The following is a 14,540-nucleotide window of genomic DNA, read 5'->3' on the forward strand; positions in this document are numbered from 1 at the left end:
GTGTCACCGGCGGCCCGCGCGAACCGCGCGGGCCGCCGTCGTGTCAGGGGGCGAAGACGTGGGTGCCGCCGTACAGCTGCACCGGGAAGCCGTCGGGCACCCGGTCGAACAGCCATATCGCGTCGGCCCGCGACACGCGCACGCACCCGTGGCTGGCCGGTCCCGCGGGCACGCTGTTGGAGCCGTGGATCGCGTAGCCGAGGTGGAAGTACATCGGGTCGAACAGCGTGCCGAGGCCGAGGCTGGACTCGCGCACCCCCGCGATACGGCGCTGGATCCTGAACGTGCCGACCGGCGTCCGCGCCTCGGCCGACGTCCCGTCGTTGACCTCGTACGTCGCACCGTTGCCCGACGACACCTTCATCGTCACGACGCGCACGCCGTTCTCGACCAGGTGCAGCACCTGCCGGGTGAGGTCGATCTCGATGCGGTCGTCGGGTCCGCCCTGCAGGTGTGGGACGGCGGGTGGGTCGGCGAGGGCCGCCAGCGTCCGCGGACCGACGATCCCGTCGACCTGGAGCCCGTTCACGGCCTGGAACGCCATGACGGCCGCGGTGGTCTGCTGGCCCTGCGCTCCGTCGGCCGCCCCGACCAGGTAGCCCAACTCCTGCAGGCGTTGCTGCGCCTGCACGGTGCGCTCCCGCCGCTCCTCCGCCTCGCGACGGGCCTCCTCCTCGGCTCGGGCGGCCTCCTCCTGCTCGAGACGCTCCTGCTCGAGACGCTCCTGCACCAGGCGCTCCTGCTCCAGGCGCTCCTGCTCGGCCCGCTCCTGCTCGGCCCGCTCCTGGGCGGCCGCACGCGCCCTCTCCTCCTCGCGTCGCGTCTGCTCCTGCCGGTTCGCCTCGGCCTCCGCCGCTTCGGCCGCGGCCGCGTCGGCCGCCTCCCGGGCGGCGATCGCCGCCGTCTCGGCGGCCAGTTCCGTGGCACCGGGGCCGCCGGTGCACCCCATCAGCACGAGCGCGGCCAGCACGCCGCTCGTCGCCCGCTGCCGCCCCCGCCGCTCCAGCCGCTCCACGCCCAGCCCTTCATGTGCCGCCACCCGTCCGCTTCCCCGCGCCGTCACGATAGGCGTTCGGACCGGGCCGCCGTGGGGAGCGGCTGCTTGACTGCCGCCATGCGCTACGACCTCGACCGCATCCGGTCCAGCTTCCCCGCCCTCGACGAGGGCGCTGCCCATTTCGACGGCCCCGGAGGCTCCCAGGTTCCACGCCAGGTCGCCGAGGCCGTGGGCCGCACCCTGGCGTCCGCCGTCGCCAACCGCGGCCACCTCACCAGCGCGGAACGACGCGCCGAGCGGATCGTGGGCGAGGCACGTCAGGCCGTCGCGGACCTGCTCGGTGCCGAGCACGACGGCGTGGTGTTCGGCCGCTCCATGACCGCGCTCACCTTCGACTTCGCGCGCACCCTGTCGCGGCAGTGGCGCCCGGGCGACGAGGTGGTCGTCACACGGCTGGACCACGACGCCAACATCCGGCCCTGGGTGCTGGCCGCGCAGGCCGCCGGCGCGACGGTGCGCTGGGCCGACTTCGACCGCGACACCGGCGCCTTGCCGACGGCGTCGGTGACCCGACTGCTGGGCGGCCGTACCCGCCTGGTTGCCGTCACGGGCGCCTCCAACCTGCTCGGGACCCGTCCCGACGTCGCGGCGATCGCGGCCGCCGCACACGAGGTCGGCGCGCTGGTCCACGTCGACGGGGTCCACCTCACGCCGCACGCCCCGGTCGACGTCGCAGCGCTCGGCGCCGACCTGTTCAGCTGCTCGCCCTACAAGTTCCTCGGTCCGCACCTGGGGGTGATGGCGGCAGCGCCCGACCTGCTGGAACACCTGCGGCCCGACAAGCTGCTGCCGTCCAGCGACGCCGTGCCCGAGCGGTTCGAACTCGGCACCCTGCCCTACGAGCTGCTTGCGGGCACCACCGCCGCCATCGACTTCCTGGCCGACATCGCCGGCGGGAGCGGGACGCGCCGTACCCGCCTGCTGGAGGCCATGGCGCTCCTCGAGGCACACGAGGCGGCGCTGGCCGTCCGGCTCGAGGACGGCCTCGACCGGCTCGACGGTGTCCGGCGGTTGGGGCTTGCTCCACGCCGCACCCCGACGGTTGCGTTCGTCGTCGCCGGTCGCCGCCCGCAGGACGTGGCGCGCCACCTCGCCGACGCGGGCGTCAACGCGCCGGCCAGCCACTTCTACGCCATCGAGGCGGCGCGGTACCTGGGACTCGGCGACGACGGGGCCGTGCGGGCCGGCATCGCGCCCTACACCGACGATGCCGACATCGACCGGCTGCTCGCCGCCGTCGCGGAAACCGTCGGCTGACGTCGGGCCGCGTCCCTCAGCGGTCGTGTGCGTGACCGGTCGCGGCGTGTTCGACGTCGAGCGCGGCGTCCCGGGCGACGAGGTCCGCGAAGCTGGTCGCGGCCAGCGAGCTGCGCAGGGCTTCGCGGGCCTCACTGAGGGGCTCGTGCACGGCGCAGGCGTCCTGCCATCGACACGGCCCACCCCGCAGGACGCACTCGCGGGTCGGCTCGTCCTCCGCGACCTCGATCACCTCGAGCAGCGAGACCTGCTCGGGGGCGCGCGCCAACACGTAGCCCCCACCCCGGCCGGCGACGGAACGCACCAGACCCGCCCGTACCAGCTCGGCCAGCAGCGCCGGCAGGTAGTTGACCGGGATGGCCATCTCGGCCGCGATCGCGCGGGTCGTGCGGCGCCCGTCGCCGTGGTGGCGGGCGAGGTCGAGGACGGCGCGGACGCTGTAGTCGGCGCGTTTGCCGAGTGTGAGCTTCATCACCGGTTCCGTGGTCGCCGTGCCGCGAGGCTAACCGTGACCGTGACGGCGCGGCCGAACTCGCCGACGTTCGCGTCACCTCGCTGACGGAGAGGTGCGGCCGGACAGGCGGGTCTCTCGACGCCCGACGATCGCTTTCGAAGCCGTCAGCCTCCAGCACGCTGCGCAGGTTCGGGAACCGGCAGGAGCGCGGTGAGCAGGGTGACGACGACCACGGCCGCGATGAGGCCCCAGCCGAGCGACAGGAGCGATGCCACGTCGGCGACCCCGGCAGCGGCGAGGACGCAGGCGACGATCCCGGTGCCGAGGAACACCGCGCGGGCGCGGGCGCCGACCTCGAGGCGTTCCCGCACGAGGTCCCGCGCCCCGGTGGTCCGTCCCCGCAGCATGGGCGCGAGATAGACCAGGGTCGCGACGATGGCCTGGGCGAGCACGCCGGTCAGGGCCGCCACACCGACGGCGTCGAGCCAGCGGTAGGCGCCCGCCGCCAGGACGACCACATCGGCCCAGGCGACCAGCGGGAAGATCACGGCCACGCTCAGCACCAGGGGTTGCGGGGCGGTCCTGCGCGGCGCCGTGGCCACGGCGCGCGCAACGGCGGCGCATACGGCCGTGGCGGCGGCGGCATAGATCGCGAGGCCGGCCGCGGCGGCGATCCGGGCTCCCCCGCCCGCCCAGCCGGGGAGGCCGGTCAGCACGAGCAGGAGCACCGCGGCGCTGAGGCCGGTCGCCCCATGGCGCAGCCAGCGGGCGGAGCGGGCGTCGGCCCCCGGTTCGATGCGGGTCCTCGCCATGGTCGGGCCGAAGAAGACCAACGTGGCCAGCAACGTCAGCCCGCCCCATCCGAGGATGTTGGCGTGCAGGTGGGCGATGCGGGCTCCGCCGTACCAGCGTCCCGACAGCACGCCGGACCCCAGCAGCGCGCCGAGGAGAGCACCGTGGATGAAGGCGCCGTGCGCGCGCTCGTAGACCCGCGCGATCCACGCGAAGCGTGCGCCGACGGCCGCGTGACGCATCCTGCGGATGCGGCGATAGGCCACAAACACCGTGGTGGTCAGGATGGTGGCGCCTGCGACCAGCAGCCAGCGCTGCCCGCTCGGCAGGCCGACGACGACCGCCAGGATGCCGGCGTTGGTCACGAGCGGCCACCACCACGCCCGCTCGCCCGCGGTCCGGGTCACGGTGCGTGCGAAGTGCTCGCTGAAGGTCGGCACCAGGTTGGTGAGGACGCCCAGCGTGAACAGGTGCACCGCCAGCCAGCGGCCGCCGGGCAGGCCGTCGCCGACGCCGAGCCAGACGATCACCGTCACGAGGTAGACGAGTGCGATCGTGATGCTCGGCGCCGCGGCCCCGAAGGGCGACGCGCCACGGGCGCGCCCGTGACCCGGCGTCGAGATCGGCAACGAGGTACGGGACGTGGTCAACGCGGACCTCCCGGAGCGAGGCGCGGGGTCCTCCTGACCGCCCACACGGTGAGGACGACGAACAGGGCGAGTGCCGTGACGTTGCCGTGCAGGGCGGCCAGCCGCCCGGGGAACGAACCCACGAGATCGGCGCCGATGCGGACGGCGACGGAGACGTGCAGCAGGGCGAGCGGCACGTACGCCACGGGGTGGTAGGTCAGCGACGTGCGCAGCACGGCGGGAACGATGATGGGCGCGTGGCCCATCACCATGGAGAGGACGAAGCCGAGGAACAGGCTGTGCACGAGCGCATCGTGCAGGAGCGGGCCCCGCGCTCCCAGCCCCATGGCGACCCACAGCCCGCCGCTGACCGCCAGCCAGACGTAGCCGGCCAACAGACAGGTGGCCGAGAAGCGAGGCAGACCCGGTCGTCGGATCGTCCGCCGGGCGAGGTCATGGCGCCAGAGCCAGGCGACCTGCCCGAGCATGCCGAGCCCGCCCAGCACCAGTCCCGTCCCGAGTCGGAACGGGGTGAGCGCGACGCCGAGGACGAACAGTGCGACCGCGCCGAGGAATCGCCTGCGGCTGGCCGGCGCAGGCAGGGTCAGCCGGCTGAGCTCGAGCCGCTCACCGATGATGGTCAGCACCAGGAAGGCCGCCAGCAGGGGCGTGATCCGGACGGGGCCGGCGCCGGCCAGCCACCACGCGGCCGCGGCGACCCAGGTCACGGCGCCGACGGCCATCACCACGAGGTGGGCGTGGACGCCACCGGCGCGCAGGAGGACCAGGTAGGTGGCGGTGACGACCGCTCCGGCCAGCACGAGGAGGACGCCGGCCAGCTGTCGCTGCAACGGCAGCAACAGCACCGCCGCGGTGGCCGAGTGCAGGAGCCAGGTAACCCCAGCGCCGGCCCAGCGCGACGGCCCGCTCCAGCGCGATCAGCGTCCCCAGGAAGCCGAGGACCATCACGACACCATGGATGTCGGCAGCGACGGGGCCGTGTTCGACCCCGCCGCGGGCGAGTCCGGTGGAGGTCCCGGTGAGCAGGCCGAGCCCGCCGCCGGCGAGCCACAGCCGGCGGTGACGGATTCCGGTCGACGCCCCGGCAGATGTGTCCCCGCGCGTCACGCGGCGGTCGACGGGCGTGGCGGTGAGCGCGCTGGACGGCTTCATCGGCGTCTTCCCGGCACCGGGCAGCGACCGGCGCCGCCGATACGTGGATACCCGATTACTTAGTCGGATAGTAAACGTTGCCAGGAACGCCCCTCAGGGACCTTCGGCCCTATCGAGGGCGACATCGGGCCACGACCCTCGAAATCATTAGCTGCTAAATCATGGTTCGGCGACGCGTGTGTCGCTGACGCCGACGAAGGACTTCGACGATGACCGCTCATCTCCCGCTCGCCGCCGACCTGGACGTCACCGAGGCACCCGCTACCGACCCGGTGGCCGACGGCCACACGTGTGACTGTCACGAGGCGGAGAGCGCCGACCCCGAACTCGACGCACGCCTGATCCCCCGTGCGGTCCGGCACGCGGCCATCTTCGGCGCGCTGGATGCCGTCGGCCTCGGGCACGCCCTGGTGCTCGTCGCGCCGCACGACCCGCTTCCCATGCTCGCCCAGCTCGAGGAACGCCAGCCCGGGGCCTTCACGGTCGAGTACCTGCAGCGCGGCCCCGACCGATGGCGGCTGCGCCTGTCCCGACACGCGCGCTAGCCGGGAAGGGATTCGCATGACCACCCCGCTGTTCGCCCATGCCGCGGTCCCGCTGTCGCTGTCGCCCTCCGAGTCGCTCACGCGCCTGCTGGCGGACCCCACCGTCGTCACGGTCGCGACGGCGGATGCGATCGGCCGCTGCGCGCCCCGGTTCGCGGACTGGGGCCTGCCGATGCACGTCCTGCCGACGGTCGAGACGACCGTCGGCGCCGACGACGAGCCGGGCCAGGTCCGCCTGCGCTGGTCCGGCCCCGAGGACGTCACGGGATGGCCGTCGATGACGGCCTGGTTGGCCGTGAGCCCGCGTGGCCGCGACGGCAGCCGCATCACGCTGGTGTCCCCGCGCACCCCGCAGACGGGACTCGGGATCACGAGCGTCCACCGGACCCATGCCCGTCGCCTGCTCGCCGTCGCGGTCCGGTCCTTCCTGCAGGAACTGGCGACCCAGTTGTCGGCCGCCTCCGCCGCGGCCGTCGTCCCCGAACGCTCCGGAGCCCTGCGATGAACCAGCCGCTGCACCTCCATGGGGTCGAGCATCTCGGCCGCCCCATCGACGAGGTGGTCGACCGTCTGCGCCGGGACGCGTCCACGCTCGTCGACGCCGCGACCCGGACCGCCCTCGCCGCGACCTCCGAGGACCGCGTCGGGTTCCGGATGGCCACGGAACCAGGTCTCGACACGCGGCTGGAGGGCGACGGCATGGGCCTCCTCCGGGTGAGCTGGAACGACGACACCGGTCGGTGGCCGCCGGCGGGACGGTTTCCGTTCGCGGTCGAGCCGACCTCGCGCTGGTGGCACCGCGAGGAGGAGGAGACCGGCTGGCCGACGATGGTCCTGCTGATCGTCGCGACGCCGACGGTGGCGGGAACCCGGCTGGCGGTGTGGTCCACGCGCGAACCGGGGGTCGACGTGACCACCAATCGGATCGACCGCCACCGACGGGACCGCCTGGCCCGGCGCGCGGTCGAGCAGTTCCTGCCCGCGCTCGCGGGCCTGCTCGCCGCCGTCGAGGACTCGCCGGACCGTGCGTCGGTGACGTCGTTGCCTGCATGAAGCGTAGCTTTACGGCTAGCCTTCCCCGTGACGCAACGGCGCGTCGCCACCGCTCGCTCCCGCGCGGGGATGGTCGACGCTGCCGTGCGACCGTGCCGTGCGGGCCCCGACTCCGGAGGTCCTCCGCATGGGCATCGACCTGCACCGCCTGGCGCTGCACGCCATCGACCTCGCCGCCGACGAGCTGTCGCTCGATGCGTGGCTGCGGGCCGTGCTCCACCAGCCCGAGCGCGCCGTCGCCGTCCAGGTCCCCTACGTCGACGACCACGGCGAGATGCAGGTCGTCACCGGCTACCGCGTCGCCCACTCCACCGCGCGTGGGCCGGCGAAGGGTGGCACGCGTTTCCACCCGGACGTGACGGCGGAGGAGGTGGCGGGCCTGGCCACGCTCATGAGCGTGAAGACGGCGGCCATGGACCTCCCACTCGGAGGCGGCAAGGGTGGCGTCACCATCGACCCGAAGCGGCTGAGCACGACCGAACTCGAGTCGCTGACCCGCAGCTACACCCGGGCGATCGCGTCCGGCATCGGCCCCTACCTCGACGTGCCCGCACCCGACGTGAACACCGGCGAGCAGCACATGGACTGGATGGCGGACGAGTACGCGCGAGTGACCGGGGTCGCCGCGCCCGCCGTCGTGACCGGAAAGTCGCTGGCCGCCGGTGGATCGCTGGGCCGCGACACGGCCACGGCGGCCGGGTGCCGGGCGGTCGTGCTCGCCAGCGCCGCGAAGATGGGCCTGCCCACCGACGCGCGCGTCGTCATCCAGGGGTTCGGCAACGCCGGCGCCCACCTCGCCTCGATGCTGGCCGCCGAGGGCATGCGCGTGGTGGCCGTCTCCGACAGCCGCGGCGGTGTGCATGACCCCGAAGGGCTCGACATCGAGGCGGTCATCGCCACCAAGGCCGATGCCGGTTCGGTCGTCGAGCACCCGGGTGACGTCGTCACGCAGACGGAGTTGCTCGGACTCGACTGCGACATCCTCGTGCCCGCGGCGCTCGAGGGAGCGATCGACGCCGACATCGCCGGGAGCGTGCGCGCTCGCCTGGTCGCCGAGGCCGCCAACGGACCCTGCACCTTCGAGGCCGACGACGTCCTGACCGACCGTGGCATCGCCGTGCTGCCCGACGTGCTCGCCAGTGCCGGGGGCGTGACGGTGTCCTGCTTCGAATGGGAGCAGAACCTCGCCGGCGAACGCTGGACCGCGGCCGACGTCGCCGAGCGGCTCGAGCGCCACATGCGCCGGTCGCTGCACGACGTCTGGCAGGTGGCCGAGCGGCGCGCACTGCCGCTGCGTACGGCGGCGATGGTGCTCGGCGTCGACCGGATCGCCACCGCGCTCGAGGACCGGGCCGGCGTACGTCCCACGGAACTGGCGTCCTGACCCGGCGTGCCGCTGGATTCTCGTAGCATCGGGTGACCGACAGGGCGCACGAGGCGAGGCGAGCGATGCAGGCCCGGACCAGCGGTACCGACCTCGTCGATGCGCTCATCGACGGGGTCCACATCGGGGACAACCTCGTCCTGCAGGGCGACGACGCGGCACCGCTCGACCTGCTCGTCGAGCGGTTCGTCGCGGCCACGCGGGGCCGGGTGCCGCTCGTGCTCGTCAACGTGTCGCGACCCTGGCAGGGGCCTGTCCCGCCGGACACCCGTGTCCTCGACTGGTCCGCGGTCGGCAGCGATTCGCCCCCGACGCTGGACGACGCGCTGCCTCCCGGCGCCGACTTCGGCGCCGCCATGGCGATGCTGGAGGCGGCGGACGACCGCGTCGGCGAGGGGGCCGCGTTCGTCATCGACGACCTCGACGGCGTGCAGCGGACCTGGGGGCCGGGCGCGGCGCTGGAGTTGTTTCTCTCCACCTGCCCACGGCTGTACCGACGCCGCAGCCTCGCCGTGTGGCCGCTGCACACCGGCGCGCACCGCCCCGCGTTCCTGCGGCGGCTGACCGAGATCACCCAGGTGGTCGTCGACTTCACCACCGACGCCGAGTCGAGCCTCGTCACCGTGCGCAAGGCCGACGGACGCGGGGAGCAGGTCGTCGGGCGGCGCGTGCGGGCCGTCGTCGTCGACGGCGACCTCGCGGCCGTGGACAGCCCCCGCAACACCGGCGAGCTGCTCGGCACCGTCATCCGCGACCAGCGTCTGGCCCGCGGGCTGTCGCAGGCCGAGGTGGCGCGTCGGGTCGGGATCACCCCGTCGGCGCTGTCCCAGGTCGAGCGCGGCGTACGCGGGCCGGGCGGGGACACCCTGGTGCGCCTCTGGGAGGTGCTCGGGGTGCCGTTCGGGCCCGGCGAGCGGCCGGAAGCCGGCTATCGCATCGCCCGTCGCAGCGGGCGCGACCGGACACGGCTGCAGGACGGACTCACCGGCGAGTGTCTCCTCGACGACCCCGTGGCCGGCGAGGTGTGGGCGCTGGACCTCGCCGGTGGCGCGTCCGGGTCGCACGGCCCGTTCGCGGTCAAGCGACCCGAATCGGTCCTCGTGCTGCGTGGCGTGGTCGACCTGCAACTCGACGGGCGGACCGAGACCCTCCACGAGGGCGACGCGCTGGTGGCGGAGACCGCCAGTGTCCGGGGCTGGAGCAATCCCGGCGCGGAGACCGCGCGCCTGCTCTGGAGCATCCATCGCCCCTAGCGCGTTCACGTTGCGGCAGTACCATGAAGCACTGCTTCACGACGCCCACCCGCGGCGCGTTCCCGAGAGATCCGTGGAGGTGCGGCATGGCCGCCGACGTCCCCGCCAAACTGCCGCTCGTCCTCACCGCCGAGGGCCGGGCCTGGCTCCAGGCGCGCATGGACCGGCTCGCCGCACGCCTCGAGAGCCTGGAGCGTGAGCTCGCCCGCGGCCGCACCGACGACCTCATCGCCGAGCAGCGCACGCTGCGCGACCAGGCCGACGAGTTGTCCCGCACGCTGCGCGACGCGGTCGCGCCGGGCGACGTCGTCGACGACCCCACCATCGTCGAACTCGGCGACGAGGTCGAGGTGGCGTTCGACGACGGCTCGCGGGAGGCGTTCCTCGTGGTCCACCCGCTGGAAGCGGCCCTGGACGACCACCGCACCTCCGCGGAGGCACCGCTGGCGCAGGCCGTGCTCGGACGTCGACCCGGTGACGTCGTGACCGTCAGCGCGCCAGCCGGCGCGTACCGTTGCACGATCGTCCGTCGCGACCGGATCGGCTGACGTCTTGTACCTCCAGGCGGGCGAGGAGGCGGCCGACCGCCTCGCGCGTGCCGCCGCCCTGGCCGGCGTCCCCGCCGCGATCGTCACCGATCCCGACGTCGAGACGAGCCAACTCGAGGGCATCGAGGTGGTCGTGGTGCCGCTGCCCGCCGATACGTCACTGGAGGCCGGGATCGGCCTGATCCGGCGACTCGGCCGCACCCGCCCCGGCCTGCGTGTCGTCGCCGTCGGTGACACCGACAGCAACGCGTTCTCGTTGGCGTTCGACGCCGGTGCCGATGCCTGGGTCGACCACCGGGCCGAACCCGCCACGATCGCGACGGCCATGACGGGGTGGCCGGGCGCAACCGACACCGACCGTCGCGGTGCACGGCGGCGCCCGGCCCGGCGTTGGCGTCGCCGGGATCAGCGTTCGCCGGAGGCGCGCCGCTTGTTGTAGACGTCGAACGCCACGGCCAGCAGCAGCACGAGGCCGCGGACGACCGCCTGCAGCGACTGGTTGACGCCCATCAACTGCATGCCGTTGCTCATGGTGCCCATGATCAGACCACCCACGATGGCGCCGATCACGGTTCCGACGCCACCGGTGACGGCGGCCCCACCGATGAAGGCCGCGGCGATGGCGTCCAGCTCGAACATGTTGCCGGCTGCCGGCTGGGCGCCGTTGGAGCGTGACGAGTACACGATGCCCGCGACCGCGGACAACAGGCCCATGTTGACGAAGATCCAGAAATTGATCTTGCGGACCTTGACCCCGGACAGGCGGGCAGCGGTGAGGTTGCCGCCGATCGCGTAGACGTGCCGGCCGAAGACGCTGCGTCGCATGATCGCGCCGTAGGTGAGCACGAGCGCGGCGAGCAGGATCAGCACGATCGGCAGGCCGCGGCTGCGGGAGAGCTGGTAGGCGAAGGCCATGACGACCGCCGCGACCGCGACCGTCTGGAGGACGAACAGCGGCAGGGCGGGGACCGGCTGGTCGTAGGCGATGCGACGCTGTCGCTGACGGAAGGCGTTGAAGGCGTAGCCGGCGACGGCGATCGCGGCGATGACGATCGTGAACAGGTCGTAGCCCTGCCCACCGAGGAGCCCGTTGAGGAAGCCACTGGCGATGCGCTGGTACTCGGCCGGGAACGGCGACAGCGAGACGTTGTTGAGCACCTGCAGCGTCAGGCCGCGGAACATCAGCATGCCCGCGAGGGTCACGATGAAGGCGGGGATGCCGACGTAGGCGACCCAGAAGCCCTGCCAGACGCCGACGAGCAGGCCCGTCAGCAGCGCACCGAGCACGCCGACCCACCAGGGATAGCCGTTGCGGATCACGAGGACGGCCGAGACCGCGCCGGTCAGCGCGACGACCGAGCCCACCGACAGGTCGATGTGGCCGCCGATGATGACGATGACCATCCCGATCGCGAGGATCAGGATGTAGGAGTACTGCAGCACGATGTTGGTGAGGTTGCCCGGGCTGAGCAACATGCCGCCGGTCAGGACCGCGAAGAACCCGACGATGGCGATGAACGCGACGTAGATCCCGCTCTGACGCAGGTTCCCGGTCACGAGTTCCTTGAGGTTGAGGAGGGTCGCCATCAGGCCTGGTCCCTTTCCCTGGTCATGAGTTCCATGAGCCGCTCCTGGGTCGCCTCGGCGACGGGGAGTTCGCCGGTGATACGACCGGCTGACAGCGCGTAGATGCGATCGCAGATGCCGAGCAGCTCCGGCAGTTCCGACGAGATGACCAGCACGGCCTTCCCCTCGGCTGCCAGGGCGTTGATGATGGTGTAGATCTCGTACTTGGCACCGACGTCGATGCCGCGGGTCGGCTCGTCGAGGATCAACAGTTCCGGGTCGGTGTAGAGCCACTTGCTCAGCACGACCTTCTGCTGGTTGCCGCCCGACAGCTGCCCGACCACCGACATCACCGACGGCGCCTTGATGTTGAGGTTGCGGCGGTAGCGCTCGGCGACGGCGATCTCCTCGTTGCCGTTGACCCAGCCGTTGCTGGACAACTTGCCGAGGGCAGCGGCGCTGACGTTGCGCTTGATGTCGTCGATGAGGTTGAGCCCGTACTGCTTGCGGTCCTCGGACACGTAGGCGATGCCACTCTCGATGGCGGCGTCGACGGTGTGCGTGTCGACCTCGCGGCCGTGCATGTAGACCCGGCCCTCGACGCCGCGCCCGTAGGTGCGGCCGAAGACGCTCATGGCGAGCTCGGTGCGGCCCGCTCCCATGAGGCCGGCGATGCCGACGATCTCACCAGCGCGGACCGACAGGTTGGCGTCGGAGACGATGACGCGGCCGGCCTGGGTCGGGTGCATCACGGTCCAGTTCTCGATCCGGAACACCTCCTCGCCGATGTCGGGGGTGCGCTCCGGGTAGAGGTGGTCGAGGTCGCGGCCGACCATGCCGCGGATCATGCGGGCCTGGGTCGCGTCCGGGCCCGACATGTCGATGGTCTCGATGGAGTGGCCGTCGCGGATGATCGTCGTCGCATCGGCCACCGCGACCAGCTCACCCAGCTTGTGGGAGATCATGATGCAGGTGATGCCCTCGGCCCTGAGCTGCCGCAGCAGGTCGAGCAGGTGCGCCGAGTCCTGGTCGTTGAGGGCCGCGGTCGGCTCGTCGAGGATCAGCAGCTTGACGTCCTTCGACAGCGCCTTCGCGATCTCGACCAGCTGTTGCTTGCCGACCCCGAGCTGGCCGACCGGCGTGGTCGGGTTCTCGTCGAGGCCGACGCGGTGCAGCAGTTCACCGGCGCGCCGGTTGGTCTCGTGCCAGTCGATGAAGCCGCGGGTGCGGACCTCGTTGCCGAGGAAGATGTTCTCGGCCACCGACAGGTAGGGGACGAGCGCGAGCTCCTGGTGGATGATCACGATCCCGAGCGCCTCGGAGTCGTTGATCGACTGCGGCGTCACGAGTTCGCCGTCGAAGTGGATCTCCCCGTCGTAGCTCCCGGCGGGGTAGACGCCCGAAAGCACCTTCATGAGGGTCGACTTGCCGGCCCCGTTCTCGCCACAGATGGCATGGATGTGGCCACGCTGCACGGTCAGGTTCACGTTCTCGAGCGCCTTGACGCCCGGGAACGTCTTCGTGATCGAGCGCATCTCGAGGATGGCGTCGCCCATCCGTGTTCCTTTCCGTGCCGGTGCGGGTGGCACGTGGGGCCGGCGTCGCGCCGGCCCCCACGTCCCGACCGGTCAGGTCACTGGCCGGCCTCGACCTGCTCCTGCGTGTAGTACCCGGTCTCGACCAGGGCACTCTCGATGTTGGTCTCGTAGACGATCGTGGACTCGAGCAGGTACGACGGGACGACCTTCACGCCGTTGTCGTAGGTCTCGGTGTCGTTGGCTTCGGGCTCCTCACCGGCAAGGTAGGCCTGCGCGGCGACGACGGCCTGCTCGGCGAGCAGACGCGTGTCCTTGAAGATCGTGGCGAACTGCACCCCGTCGTTGATCAGCTTGACCGAGGCGATCTCGGCGTCCTGACCGGTCACGACCGGCATGCCGTCGGCGATGGTCGGGCCGTATCCGGCGTTCTGCAGCGCGGTCAGGATGCCACGGGAGATGCCGTCGAACGGCGACAGCACGCCGTGCAGTTCGGTGTCCCCGGAGTAGGCGGCCGTCAGCAGGTCCTCCATGCGGCGCTGGGCGGTCTCCTGGCTCCAGCGCAGCGTGGCGGCCTGTTCGATGTCCATCTGGCCCGACGGAACCTCGATGGTGCCGTCGTCGAAGTAGGGCTGCAGGGTGTCGATCGCGCCCTGCCAGAAGAAGTGGGCGTTGTTGTCGTCGAGCGAGCCGGCGAACAACTCGACGTTGAACGGACCCTCCTCGCCGGTCTCGGTGCCGTCCTCCTCGAGGATGCCGAGGCCGACGAGCAGCGAGGTCGCCTGCTGGACACCGACCTGGTAGTTGTCGAAGGTGACGTAGAAGTCGACGTGCTCGCTGTCACGGATCAACCGGTCGTAGGAGATGACCGGGATGCCGGCGTCGGCGGCCGCCTGGAGCTGGCCGGCCAGCGCCGTGCCGTCGATGGCGGCGATGATCAGGGCGTCGACGCCCTGGGTGATCATCTGGTCGATCTGCTGCGACTGCGTCGGGATGTCGTCGCCGGCGAACTGAAGCGAGACCTCGTAGCCGGCCTCCTGCAGGCCGCTCTCGACGGCGGCGCCGTCGGCGATCCAGCGCTCGGAGGTCTCGGTCGGCATCGCGACGCCGATGAGGCCGCCTTCGCCACCGGCGTCGGTCTCGCCACCGGCCGTGGTGTCACCGCCGGCGTCGGTCTCGCCTCCGGCACCCGTGCCACCGCAGGCGGCCAGCCCGAAGGCGAGGACGAGCCCCGCCGTCATCGTTCGGAGTGTCTTGTTTCGCATCATCGGTGCTGCTCCTTGAAGGTGCCTGC

15 protein-coding genes are annotated in these 14,540 nt (G+C 72.1%); 8 read left to right on the forward strand and 7 right to left on the reverse strand.

Translation table 11 applies throughout. The annotated features are described in order from the left end of the window. Positions 1–43 precede the first annotated feature (43 nt). Positions 44–1,039 carry a L,D-transpeptidase family protein gene (locus ACERMF_RS00005; RefSeq protein ID WP_373666957.1) on the reverse strand — a complete coding sequence of 332 codons (996 nt, stop codon included), beginning with the start codon at positions 1,037–1,039 and terminating at the stop codon, positions 44–46. 75 nt (positions 1,040–1,114) lie between these two features. Here ACERMF_RS00005 and ACERMF_RS00010 point away from each other — a divergent pair, with 75 nt between their 5' ends. Continuing rightward, positions 1,115–2,314, forward strand: a complete 1,200-nt coding sequence (locus ACERMF_RS00010; protein ID WP_373667442.1) for a cysteine desulfurase-like protein — start codon at positions 1,115–1,117, stop codon at positions 2,312–2,314. 16 nt (positions 2,315–2,330) lie between these two features. On the opposite strand, the gene ACERMF_RS00015 is transcribed toward ACERMF_RS00010, so the two are convergent. The 3 genes from ACERMF_RS00015 to ACERMF_RS00025 form a co-directional block, all read right to left on the reverse strand. Then, positions 2,331–2,786 (reverse strand): Rrf2 family transcriptional regulator, encoded by a 456-nt coding sequence (locus ACERMF_RS00015; protein ID WP_373666958.1) that lies wholly within the window; start codon positions 2,784–2,786, stop codon positions 2,331–2,333. Between the two features lie 146 nt (positions 2,787–2,932). Next, positions 2,933–4,210 (reverse strand): hypothetical protein, encoded by a 1,278-nt coding sequence (locus ACERMF_RS00020; protein WP_373666959.1) that lies wholly within the window; start codon positions 4,208–4,210, stop codon positions 2,933–2,935. Then, positions 4,207–5,049 carry a hypothetical protein gene (locus ACERMF_RS00025; protein ID WP_373666960.1) on the reverse strand — a complete coding sequence of 281 codons (843 nt, stop codon included), beginning with the start codon at positions 5,047–5,049 and terminating at the stop codon, positions 4,207–4,209. The genes ACERMF_RS00020 and ACERMF_RS00025 overlap by 4 nt, the downstream gene beginning before the upstream one ends. Positions 5,050–5,571: 522 nt before the next feature. On the opposite strand from ACERMF_RS00025, the gene ACERMF_RS00030 reads away from it, so the two are divergent. The 7 genes from ACERMF_RS00030 (at position 5,572) to ACERMF_RS00060 (ending at position 10,584) form a co-directional block, all read left to right on the forward strand. Next, complete coding sequence (locus ACERMF_RS00030) at positions 5,572–5,907, forward strand: DUF2249 domain-containing protein (RefSeq protein WP_373666961.1); 336 nt, start codon at positions 5,572–5,574, stop codon at positions 5,905–5,907. A 16-nt stretch (positions 5,908–5,923) separates the two neighbouring features. Continuing rightward, complete coding sequence (locus ACERMF_RS00035) at positions 5,924–6,412, forward strand: hypothetical protein (protein ID WP_373666962.1); 489 nt, start codon at positions 5,924–5,926, stop codon at positions 6,410–6,412. After that, on the forward strand, positions 6,409–6,960 hold the full coding sequence (locus ACERMF_RS00040) for a hypothetical protein (RefSeq protein WP_373666963.1): 552 nt from the start codon (positions 6,409–6,411) through the stop codon (positions 6,958–6,960). The genes ACERMF_RS00035 and ACERMF_RS00040 overlap by 4 nt, the downstream gene beginning before the upstream one ends. A 127-nt stretch (positions 6,961–7,087) precedes the next feature. Next, the gene (locus ACERMF_RS00045) at positions 7,088–8,344 is read left to right on the forward strand and encodes a Glu/Leu/Phe/Val dehydrogenase (protein WP_373666964.1); all 1,257 of its coding nucleotides are present in this window, start codon (positions 7,088–7,090) and stop codon (positions 8,342–8,344) included. Positions 8,345–8,409: 65 nt separating this feature from the next. Further along, the gene (locus ACERMF_RS00050; RefSeq protein WP_373666965.1) at positions 8,410–9,597 is read left to right on the forward strand and encodes a helix-turn-helix domain-containing protein; all 1,188 of its coding nucleotides are present in this window, start codon (positions 8,410–8,412) and stop codon (positions 9,595–9,597) included. Between the two features lie 86 nt (positions 9,598–9,683). Then, positions 9,684–10,145 carry a GreA/GreB family elongation factor gene (locus tag ACERMF_RS00055; RefSeq protein WP_373666966.1) on the forward strand — a complete coding sequence of 154 codons (462 nt, stop codon included), beginning with the start codon at positions 9,684–9,686 and terminating at the stop codon, positions 10,143–10,145. Positions 10,146–10,149: 4 nt separating this feature from the next. Continuing rightward, positions 10,150–10,584 carry a hypothetical protein gene (locus tag ACERMF_RS00060; RefSeq protein WP_373666967.1) on the forward strand — a complete coding sequence of 145 codons (435 nt, stop codon included), beginning with the start codon at positions 10,150–10,152 and terminating at the stop codon, positions 10,582–10,584. On the opposite strand, the gene mmsB is transcribed toward ACERMF_RS00060, so the two are convergent. The 3 genes from mmsB to chvE all read right to left on the reverse strand — a co-directional run bounded on the left by mmsB (position 10,551) and on the right by chvE (position 14,514). After that, on the reverse strand, positions 10,551–11,732 hold the full coding sequence (gene mmsB / locus ACERMF_RS00065; RefSeq protein ID WP_373666968.1) for a multiple monosaccharide ABC transporter permease: 1,182 nt from the start codon (positions 11,730–11,732) through the stop codon (positions 10,551–10,553). The genes ACERMF_RS00060 and mmsB overlap by 34 nt on opposite strands. Next, positions 11,732–13,267, reverse strand: a complete 1,536-nt coding sequence (mmsA, locus tag ACERMF_RS00070) for a multiple monosaccharide ABC transporter ATP-binding protein (RefSeq protein ID WP_373666969.1) — start codon at positions 13,265–13,267, stop codon at positions 11,732–11,734. Before mmsA ends, mmsB begins: the two co-directional genes overlap by 1 nt. Positions 13,268–13,344: 77 nt before the next feature. Then, on the reverse strand, positions 13,345–14,514 hold the full coding sequence (gene chvE, locus ACERMF_RS00075; protein ID WP_373666970.1) for a multiple monosaccharide ABC transporter substrate-binding protein: 1,170 nt from the start codon (positions 14,512–14,514) through the stop codon (positions 13,345–13,347). Positions 14,515–14,540 lie beyond the last annotated feature (26 nt).

The sequence above is a fragment of the Egicoccus sp. AB-alg6-2 genome (genome assembly GCF_041821025.1).
GTDB lineage: Bacteria > Actinomycetota > Nitriliruptoria > Nitriliruptorales > Nitriliruptoraceae > Egicoccus.